Genomic DNA, 10,287 nt, shown 5'->3' with positions numbered 1-10,287 from the left:
GGCTTGCTCCCGATGGCGGATTTTCAGTCGATGATTTTGTGGACTGATCCACCGCAATCGGGGGCAAGCCCCCTCCCACATTTGGCCTGTATTGTTGGAAGAATCTGTTCCAAACGCTTGACGATCTTTCGCCAATAGGTTTTGATTGCCTTCGTTATCTTTCGAAACGAAACTTATCATCGCCATGTCGAAACGAAATACACCGCAACGTCGCCACAACATCCTCACCTTGCTCAACGAACAAGGCGAAGTCAGCGTGGACGAATTGGCCAAGCGTTTCGAAACCTCGGAAGTGACCATCCGCAAAGACTTGGCCGCCCTCGAAAGCAACGGCCTGCTGCTGCGCCGCTACGGTGGCGCTATCACCATGCCTCAGGAGCTGGTCGGCGACCCCGCCCAACCTATCTCGGTCTACAAACGCGCCATTGCCCGTGCTGCCGTGGTGCGCTTGCGCGAACACGCCCGCATTATCATCGACAGCGGCAGCACCACCGCCGCCATGATCCCGGAACTGGGCCACCAGCCTGGCCTGGTCGTCATGACCAACTCCCTGCACGTGGCCAGCGCGTTGAGCGAACTGGAACATGAACCGGTGTTGTTGATGACCGGCGGCACGTGGGACCCGCATTCGGATTCGTTTCAGGGCCAGGTGGCCGAGCAGGTACTGCGTTCCTACGACTTCGATCAACTGTTCATCGGTGCCGATGGCATCGATCTGGAGCGCGGTACCACCACCTTCAATGAACTGCTGGGCCTGAGCCGCGTGATGGCCGAGGTCGCCCGTGAAGTAGTGGTGATGGTCGAATCCGACAAGATCGGCCGCAAGATTCCCAACCTGGAACTGCCCTGGAGCAGCGTCCATACCCTTATCACCGATGATCGCCTGCCGCTGGAGGCCCGCGACCAGATCCAAGCCCGCGGCATTACGCTGATATGCGCGGCAATCATCTAGGAGAAACACCATGTGTGGAATTGTTGGCGCAGTTGCCGAACGTAACGTTACCGCGATCCTGATCGAAGGCCTCAAGCGCCTCGAATACCGCGGCTATGACAGCGCTGGTGTGGCGGTTTTCACCAACGCCGGCAAGCTTGAGCGCGTGCGTCGCCCAGGTAAAGTCAGCGAACTGGACCAGGCCCTGGCCGGCGAGCCGCTGGTGGGGCGCTTAGGGATTGCCCACACCCGCTGGGCCACCCACGGCGCACCGTGCGAGCGTAACGCCCATCCGCACTTCTCCGGTGACCTGGCCGTGGTGCACAACGGCATCATCGAAAACCACGAAGTGTTGCGCGAACAGCTCAAGGGCCTGGGCTACGTATTCACTTCGGACACCGACACCGAAGTCATTGCCCACCTGCTCAACCACAAACTCAAGGACCACAGCGACCTGACCACCGCCCTCAAGGCCACGGTCAAGGAACTGCACGGCGCCTACGGCCTGGCCGTGATCAGCGCCAGCCAACCTGACCGGGTGGTTGCTGCTCGCAGTGGCAGTCCGCTGGTGATCGGCCTGGGCCTGGGGGAAAACTTCCTTGCGTCCGACCAACTTGCCCTGCGCCAGGTCACTGACCGCTTCATGTACCTCGAAGAGGGCGATATCGCCGACATTCGCCGTGAAAGCGTGCAAATCTGGGACGTGAACGGTCAATCCGTCGAACGCGAAGCCGTGCAATACCGCGACGGTGCCGAAGCGGCCGACAAAGGTGAATTCCGCCACTTCATGCTCAAGGAAATCCACGAGCAACCGGCCGTGGTGCAACGCACCCTGGAAGGTCGCCTGGGCGACAAACACGTACTGGTCAACGCCTTCGGCCCACAAGCCGCCGAGCTGTTCGCCAAAGTACGCAATGTGCAAATCGTTGCCTGCGGCACCAGCTACCACGCCGGCATGGTTGCCCGTTACTGGTTGGAAGAACTGGCCGGCATCCCGTGCCAGGTCGAAGTGGCCAGCGAGTTCCGCTACCGCAAAGTGGTGGTACAGCCCGACACCCTGTTCGTGACCATCTCACAGTCCGGCGAAACCGCCGACACCCTGGCCGCCCTGCGCAATGCCAAAGAGCTGGGCTTCCTCGCCAGCCTGGCGATCTGCAACGTCAGCATCAGCTCCCTGGTGCGTGAATCCGACCTGACCCTGCTGACCCAGGCCGGTCGCGAAATCGGCGTGGCCTCCACCAAAGCCTTCACCACCCAACTGGTGGGCCTGCTGCTGTTGACCCTGTCCCTGGGCCAAGTACGCGGCACCCTGGCCAGCGGCGTCGAAGCCACGCTGGTCGAAGAACTGCGCCGCCTGCCGACCCGCTTGGGCGAAGCCCTGGCCATGGACAGCGTTGTGGAAAAAGTCGCCGAGTTGTTCGCCGACAAGAACCACACCCTGTTCCTGGGCCGTGGCGCGCAATACCCGGTGGCGATGGAAGGCTCCCTCAAGCTCAAGGAAATCTCCTACATCCACGCCGAAGCCTACCCGGCCGGTGAGCTCAAACACGGCCCGTTGGCCCTGGTGGATGACGACATGCCGGTGGTCACCGTGGCGCCGAACAACGAACTGCTGGAAAAACTCAAATCCAACCTGCAGGAAGTGCGCGCCCGTGGCGGCCAATTGGTGGTCTTCGCCGACGAGAAAGCCGGCATGACCAACGGCGAAGGCACCCACGTCATCAACATGCCGCACATCAACGACACCCTGTCGCCGATCCTCTACACCATCCCGCTGCAGCTGCTGTCGTACTACGTGGCCGTGCTCAAGGGCACCGACGTTGACCAGCCGCGCAACCTGGCCAAGTCGGTGACGGTGGAATAACCCGCCCTGCGTCTGGAGGCCCGCTTGAAGCTACGAAATAAAGTCTGTCGGAACTAAATAAAGTCTGTCGCTGGCGCCTCCGATCCTCCGCTTGACTAGCCAGTGACGCTTTCTCCGGTGGTTTAGAAGATAAAAAATTGTCGCAGCTTTCAGGGAGCCGTTTCACGGCATCCCTCATGCAATAGCGTTTTTCGTTTGGTGCCTACACTCGGCCGCAGCCAACCTCAGGACCTTCTGATGCTTTTGCAGATCCAGCCCGATGAATCCCTCATCTCGTTTGTGATACGAACAATTCATATCAATCAGTACTCGCCAGAGCTCTCCCTACTAGATGATCTGTCTCCTCGCAGCTCCTTCGACACCAAGCAGTTGCGAAAAATTGCTGGACTTACAGGCTGGGGAGGCTGCTACGGGTTTAACCGGTTGGTTCACAACCACACAATGTTGGCAGCGAAGCATGTTATCAAGGTCGACCAGGACATCTCCTATTCTGGACCTCTGTACGCTTCGAAGGCCTCCCGCCTAGACATGCTCAGCTCTGCCTACTGCCCGGACTGTGTCAGGGAGGATTTGGAAAGCCAGGGGTTTTCCTACTGGAGGCGCTACACCTATCCTAAGGTGACGGTGTGCCACAAACACAACACGGTCCTTTTAGAGCGTTGCCACTTCTGCGAAAGGCCCTTTTCCTATAAGGGGCACAGCCTGGATGTGATGTGGAGAGGGTGTAAAGGCAGGCAACTCTGTGAAGCGCCTTCAACTCCAAATTTGGATGCGCTGGCGCTTCGACGTGTTGCCGCTGACCGAAAACTGACCCAGTAGAGGCTGTTCTGCCGACTGAAAACTGACCCAGGTGTTCAACTGCTTCTGCTCACTTTTTGAGCAGGAGAACACAGGGTGATCAGCATGGAAATGTTGGGGAAAATCCGGCGGATGTACTTCCGCGACAAGCTCTCGCTGCATCAGATAGCCAAGCGTACCGGGCTTTCTAGAAACACCATCCGAAAATGGGTCAGAGCGCCCGAAGCCACTCAGCCGGCGTACCAACGGTGCGCAACCTTCAACAAACTCAGCCCTTTCCACGAGACGCTGGAACAGGCGCTCAAGGCCGATTCGTTCCGGCCAAAACACAACCGCAGGAGCGCCAAAGCGCTTTTTTTCGAGCAGATCAAGGCCGAGGGTTACGACGGCGGCTACAGCCAGCTCACGGCGTTTGTACGCTCTTGGCGAGGTGAGCAAGGCAAGTCTTTACGCGCTTTTGTACCGCTGACTTTTGCGCTCGGCGAGGCGTTTCAATTTGACTGGAGCGAAGAGAGTCTGCTGATCGGTGGCCTGTTTCGACGTATCCAGGTCTCCCACATGAAGCTGTGCGCCAGTCGCGCATTCTGGTTGGTTGCGTACCCCAGCCAAGGCCACGAGATGCTGTTTGATGCCCATACCCGTTCGTTTGGAGCGTTGGGTGGCGTGCCACGTCGCGGCATCTACGACAACATGAAAACGGCTGTCGACAAGGTCAACAAAGGCAAAGGCCGCACGGTCAACGCCCGGTTTTCCGTGATGTGCGCGCACTATCTGTTCGATCCGGACTTCTGCAACGTGGCCTCTGGCTGGGAGAAAGGCATCGTCGAAAAGAACGTGCAGGACAGCCGGAGACGAATCTGGCTCGATGCTCAAAACTGCATGTTCCATACCTTCGAGGAGCTGAACGTCTGGCTCGGCCAACGCTGTCGTACGCTCTGGGCCGAACTTGTACATCCGCAGTACAACGGTTTGACGGTGGCAGAAGTCCTGGAGCTGGAGCAGGCTGAAATGATGCCGATGCCGACGGCCTTTGATGGCTACGTGGAACGCACCGTCCGTGTCTCTAGCACCTGCCTGATCAGCGTGGCGCGCAATCGTTATTCGGTGCCTTGCGAGCGTGTTGGTCAGTGGGTCAGCAGCCGTTTGTACCCTTAGCGGATCGTGGTCATTGCCGACGAAACGGTGATCGCCAGCCATGAGCGCCTCTTTGATCGAGATCAGGTCAGTTTTGACTGGCAGCACTACATCCCACTCATCGAACGCAAGCCTGGTGCACTGCGCAATGGCGCGCCATTTGCTGATCTGCCAAAACCGTTACGGCTTCTCAAACGAGGGCTGAGGCGTCACACCAACGGTGATCGAATCATGATGCAGGTACTGGCTGCTGTGCCAATTGCGGGTCTCGAACCTGTGCTGGTGGCGGTGGAGCTGGTACTTGAATCGGGAAGTCTGAGCGCCGATCACATCCTCAATGTCCTTGCCCGCCTGACCTCCACCGCACCACCTCCCTGTGTAGAAACCAGCCTGCAACTCAAGGTCGCGCCTGTTGCCAATACGGCGCGCTACGACCGGCTCCGTACGACCGATGAGGAGAATCGCAATGCGTGACCTGATGACTGAACTCAAAGAACTGCGCCTGCACGGCATGGCCAGTGCTTGGGAAGAACTGGTATCTCAAGGAACAGCGTCGACGGCTTCATCGAAATGGCTGCTGGAACATCTGCTTCAGCAGGAACATGCAGATCGCGCGGTGCGCTCGGTGAATCATCAGATGAACATGGCAAAACTCCGCATGCACCGTGACTTAGCTGGCTTTGACTTCAGCGCTTCCAGCGCTGATGCCCGGCTGGTCAGCGATCTATCCAGCTTAGCGTTCACTGAAACCGCGCAGAATGTCGTGTTCATCGGCGGCCCTGGAACCGGGAAAACACACCTGGCCAGTGCCTTGGCTGTATCCGGAATTACGGCCCACAACAAACGCGTGCGCTTTTTCTCCACGGTGGATCTGGTCAATCTGCTGGAGCGTGAAAAGTACGATGGTAAGGCAGGCCGAATCGCCCAGGGACTGCTACGAACAGACCTGGTGATACTCGATGAGCTGGGGTATTTGCCCTTCAGTCAAAGCGGCGGTGCCCTGTTATTTCACCTGCTGTCCAAACTGTACGAACACACCAGCGTGGTTATCACCACCAACCTGAGCTTCTCGGAATGGTCGAGTGTGTTTGGCGACGCCAAAATGACTACGGCGCTGCTGGATCGGCTGACACACCACTGCCATATCGTTGAAACAGGCAACGAGTCTTACCGCCTGCAACACAGCACATTGGCTGCCCAGACAAAGATCAAAACACGCGAACGAAAGCGAAAGGACGGAAATGATATCGAGGACGATGAGCCATTTTGATCCGCACCATAAATGCCCTGCTGCATGCGGTGGGGCTTGATGCGTCTTTAATCGGAACACTGCTGCTAAGCTTATCCACAATTGCTGGGACAGAAATTAGCAATCCGTCCTGGGTCAATTTTCAATCGGCAGGGTGGGTCAGTTTTCAATCAGCGCCAACAGGATGGGTTTTGATTCGGTTCATCACCGTCGGCTGACACTCTGTTGGGAGGTAATCCGGCTGGCAGCGGAGGAAGTGGCGTCGCCGTCTCGGACAGGGTCTACATCTCGTAAGCGGGGTTAGCTGAAGGGAAGGCACGCTTGCAGGTTCAGGGAATGAGGACCACAAGTAGGGAAAGGGCTGAAAACTGAAAGGCATGCGAATGGCCCCTGGTTTGCTGGGCATGCCTCGGGTTTAGCTTTTCACCGACCTATCTATTTTTTGATAGCAGATGGCCCTTCCTGCTAGCTACGATGACTCTCAGTTATCTGGATTGGGGGCCGTATGGAGCAAACCGAAATTGAGCCGCTTTTGGCGACGGTATACGCGGTTCTCCGCGCAGAGGGTGCTGATGAGGCGGCGGAGGTAGTCCGCGGTCATCCTGCGAATGCGGTACTGACAGGCAACGACAACTGGAATGGCGGAACCAACTATTGGGAAATCCACTTTATCATTCCTGCTTTGGAGTACGCCAAGCTTGGGGTCAAACGGGTCCAGCTCCAGGAAAGGATCACAACCGCGCTAAGGACGGTAACTGAGCACGAGCAAAGCGACGCGTACTCAGCGCTGATCGTACCTGCACGTGAGTATCAGGTGGATTGGCGTTCCGGGAAGTCTTCCAACCTACCGAAGTCGGTGCGGCAAAACATCACGGATGGCCTACGTCTAGAGAACGTAAAGTGGTATGGCGAGCTCAATGATGTTGAGTTTCTGAGTCGCCTGTATGAGCTCGAAACCCTTCCTTCCACAGACAATCGCTACAAAGACGCCGTCGGCGACATTTGGCAACATCGCTATAACAACGATGACTGGGATGATGACTGGGTCTTCAGCGACTCCCGATTCAACCTCTTCGATGGGAGCGCTGAGGCATTTCTCCGGTTTCTCTGCGAAACGGTGCACCCCGTAGTTCGCCCCCAACGAGAAGAAGCGATTAAGCTCGTTGAGCATTTCAACGATCAACTCCAGAACTCCGGCTGGGAGTTGTACCAGGAGCAGCAAATCGCCGGCCGCCCGCGCTTTTCCTACCGGTTGATAAGCAGCGCTTCGACAGAAGCGAACGCAACCAGGTCGGTCATGCGAGCGAGAGTTGTTGTCGAGGCGCTGAGCGCCGGATGGATGGCGAAGCAAATTGAACGTCTGGAATATGCCGTAGATTCAGACCCCGAATTGGCGATCGGGACGGCCAAAGAACTGGTAGAAAGCTGCTGTAAGTCCATTCTCACGAAACGAGAAATTCAGTTCACCAAGGCCGATGACCTAGGCAATCTGACAAAGAAGGTTACCAAAGCATTGCAGTTGGTTCCCGACGGAGTCAGTGAAGCAGCTAAGGGCGCTGAAAACATCAAGAATATCCTCCGCAACCTCACTCAGTTGACCAGCAATCTCACGCAGTTGAGAGGTTTGTACGGTACCGGACATGGCAAGGACGGCCAACATCGCGGGCTGCAGCCAGGCATGCTCGGCTTGCGGTTGCCGCAGCAGTGGCATTTATCGATTTCGTGTCGGAAACGCATCGATACCGAGAAGCTTCCGAGCCGGAGAAGTGAAGAGCTTGGCAGAGCAGTCGTTTGATGGGCCCGAAGGGCATTAGCCCTGATCTGCTAGCTTCCAGTCAGACGCTTCTTGATACCCATCAAGGAACGGCGAGCTGACAGCCCGCTGTGGCTGAGGAAAAACTTAATGCGGTATCCGAGATTAGTTGACCACTACAGTCGTTGACTGTCGGCAACTGGTGTATCTTTCGATCACTATGCTACTGCAGGTGGATCGATCGTAGCGATTTTTTGACAGTATGTTGGTTTGAGACAAGCTCAAGGAATATATTATGAGTGTAGATGACACGTTGTTCGAAGAAATAATGCGGTCTATGAAACTTTCCCGAAACTTGCTAGCTGCAAGAGTAAATGATGCGGAAGATATCAGTAAAGCGCTAACTTATAAGCTTTCCCATCATTTCGACCCGGAAAATGATATGGAGGAAGGCTTAAGCGACCTTCTCGAGTTTATCGCTGACCATACCAAAAAATCGCTCATAGAAGTCTTAGGAGAAGCGTATGATCGACAAGCATTTGAGCTAGCCATTAAAGGTGTTCCTGGGTTTGAGGAAAAAGTAAAACTGGGACTGAGGGCAAAAAGTAGCGTCGTAGAACTCAAGGAATATATGGATGATAATGACGTTGGAGATGAAGCAAAAGAGTTCGCAGCTCTGTGTATAAATGCATTTACAGATATTAATTCAATGCTTTTGGAGCAGGACGTTGTCCCGCTGATCAAGAGAGGGATTTATTCTGAAGACTTGGCTGATGCGATATCTGTATGGGAAATGTCAGCAGTTGAAAAAGCCACCGATGAGAGTTTCTGGCAGACCGAGCTGGAAGCCCGCAAAGGCATACTAGAAAGGCTTCTTGGAGGGTTTGCAGTGTTTTTGCAACGTGAGTTTCACGTTGGCAGCACCAACAGCGAAGGCGCTGGCAGCAAACGTGCCGACTTTGCGTTGGTGGATAGCATTAATAACAATATATCCTTGATAGAGATCAAAACCCCTAGCACCAAACTTCTAGGTACTGAATATAGAAGCACGTATCCCTTTTCAAGTGAAATGTCTGGAACGATCAGCCAAGTGTTGAATCAAAGAAATGAATTGACCTTAAACTTCTTCGGCAAATCATACAGCAGCCCAAAAGCATTTGAGGTTTTTGCTCCAAAATGTTTCATAATTGCAGGGACTCTCAAAAGTCTAGGCGAGGACAAGATAAAGCTCAAAGCTTTTGAAATGCAAAGGCAGGCGGTTGCCTCGCACGTGACAATTGTGACGTTTGACGAGCTCTATCATCAGTTCTCCATGTTCAATCAGATATGACCGTCAAAGGAAAAACTCTCCTGTTTTAAGTTGAGTAGAAAGCTTTACGCGATCTAGTAGGCAGACTCGAGGTCTGGGTCATAAAAGGGTTCAACGGCCCTTTCACGAAATCTGGCTAACTTATTCTCAGTTTTAAGCGATCTTTTAAGCCTTTAGTGTCGAAATCTTCTGGGGGAGCGCTAGGGTTCTGGTTCCCCAAAAATTTGCTGGTCTCTATCAACAAGGTGCCTTACAGCTGCTTTTGGTAGTTTTTTCTTGACAAAATCGGTCTGTTTTTCTTTCTGGCGTTCAGAGAGGCGCTCCATGCCTTCGGTAATTCGAGAAGACACCCTATCCAAATGAGAAACCAAATCCTCTGGTAACTCTGAAGGCGCCACTCTAGCAGTGTTAGTAACACTTAGCTTAAGATCTGACCAAGAGTCCGGCTGGTTGCTTAGATTCTCCATATTGAACATAGATCCATACAGGATAAATGGTCCTAGCTTAGCCATGACTACGTGGCGTCCCAAAATTGGTAGCATACCGAAGTATGGTATATCAAATATCCCCTGAACAATGGTATGTCTTAGGTGGGTGCGGCTTAAAGCTTTGGAAGATTTAATTGTAGAGTCTGAAAAGTCATCATCTAAAATTAGATATATATTAAATGGGTCGACACTTTTCCGCTCTTTTAGGAGATACTCACGCCAAGACTTTTCCGCCTCATGGAAGTAACTAAAACTCAGAGTTGGTGGGTGCTCTAAAAGAGTATATTTCAGTATCCGCCAAGTTATAGAAACCATTAAATCGTATGTGCTGGGGCTTAAAATTACAGGGTGAGCAGGCGCATCGAAGTAGGGACGGTACGTTTCTATTGCGAATTCGTCTTCCCAGACACCAAAACGATCCTCACATTTTTCGCATAGTAGTGGAAACGAAATCGTATCCTGAATCACCTGATTGGGATTCGATGCTTCTCTGAACGAAAATCCTCCGCAGTCTCTGGCGATTCTGGTCGACACAAACCTTGGTATAATATGGCTTTCTTCCCCCGTGGGGTGTAACCCACACAGATAGCAGACCGTTGTCACTGTGTTTGACATGCTCCCCCCTTCGTCCTTGATATCTATTCGGTATGAACATCATAAACGGAATCAAGTTGTTATGATCTAGACTTATGGTCAAAGTTTCTGCTCTGCCAAACGCAAAAAAATACGCGACCAACTGCCTCAAATAGCCGTGCAAGCTT

The 10,287-nt window shown here is 54.0% G+C and carries 7 protein-coding genes and 1 pseudogene; 7 read left to right on the top strand and 1 reads right to left on the bottom strand.

Annotated features, from left to right (window positions below):
• The first annotated feature begins 184 nt into the window (after positions 1-184).
• From JWR98_RS25555 to JWR98_RS25525, 7 genes and pseudogenes are all read left to right on the top strand, one after another.
• Positions 185-952, top strand: coding sequence for a DeoR/GlpR family DNA-binding transcription regulator (locus JWR98_RS25555; protein WP_078735320.1), 768 nt, complete (start codon positions 185-187; stop codon positions 950-952).
• 10 nt (positions 953-962) lie between these two features.
• Positions 963-2,795, top strand: coding sequence for a glutamine--fructose-6-phosphate transaminase (isomerizing) (glmS, locus tag JWR98_RS25550; protein ID WP_003177058.1), 1,833 nt, complete (start codon positions 963-965; stop codon positions 2,793-2,795).
• Positions 2,796-3,032: 237 nt separating this feature from the next.
• A complete protein-coding gene (locus tag JWR98_RS25545; RefSeq protein ID WP_205491526.1) occupies positions 3,033-3,614 on the top strand; it encodes a TniQ family protein in 582 nt (193 codons plus the stop codon).
• A gap of 84 nt (positions 3,615-3,698) precedes the next feature.
• A pseudogene (istA, locus tag JWR98_RS25540) lies at positions 3,699-5,201 on the top strand (IS21 family transposase).
• On the top strand, positions 5,194-5,997 hold the full coding sequence (gene istB, locus JWR98_RS25535) for an IS21-like element helper ATPase IstB (RefSeq protein ID WP_205491525.1): 804 nt from the start codon (positions 5,194-5,196) through the stop codon (positions 5,995-5,997). The pseudogene istA and the gene istB overlap by 8 nt, the downstream one beginning before the upstream one ends.
• Before the next feature lie 484 nt (positions 5,998-6,481).
• Complete coding sequence (locus JWR98_RS25530; RefSeq protein WP_225908858.1) at positions 6,482-7,771, top strand: abortive infection family protein; 1,290 nt, start codon at positions 6,482-6,484, stop codon at positions 7,769-7,771.
• Positions 7,772-8,024: 253 nt separating this feature from the next.
• Positions 8,025-9,059, top strand: a complete 1,035-nt coding sequence (locus JWR98_RS25525; RefSeq protein WP_122736353.1) for a Shedu immune nuclease family protein — start codon at positions 8,025-8,027, stop codon at positions 9,057-9,059.
• A 179-nt stretch (positions 9,060-9,238) separates the two neighbouring features.
• Here JWR98_RS25525 and JWR98_RS25520 read toward each other — a convergent pair whose 3' ends face one another.
• A complete protein-coding gene (locus JWR98_RS25520; protein WP_164420171.1) occupies positions 9,239-10,141 on the bottom strand; it encodes a hypothetical protein in 903 nt (300 codons plus the stop codon).
• Positions 10,142-10,287 lie beyond the last annotated feature (146 nt).

The sequence above is a fragment of the Pseudomonas lactucae genome (assembly GCF_016937615.1).
In the GTDB taxonomy this organism is placed as follows: Bacteria; Pseudomonadota; Gammaproteobacteria; order Pseudomonadales; family Pseudomonadaceae; genus Aquipseudomonas; species Aquipseudomonas lactucae.
This window is presented reverse-complemented; position numbering and strand designations above follow the sequence as displayed.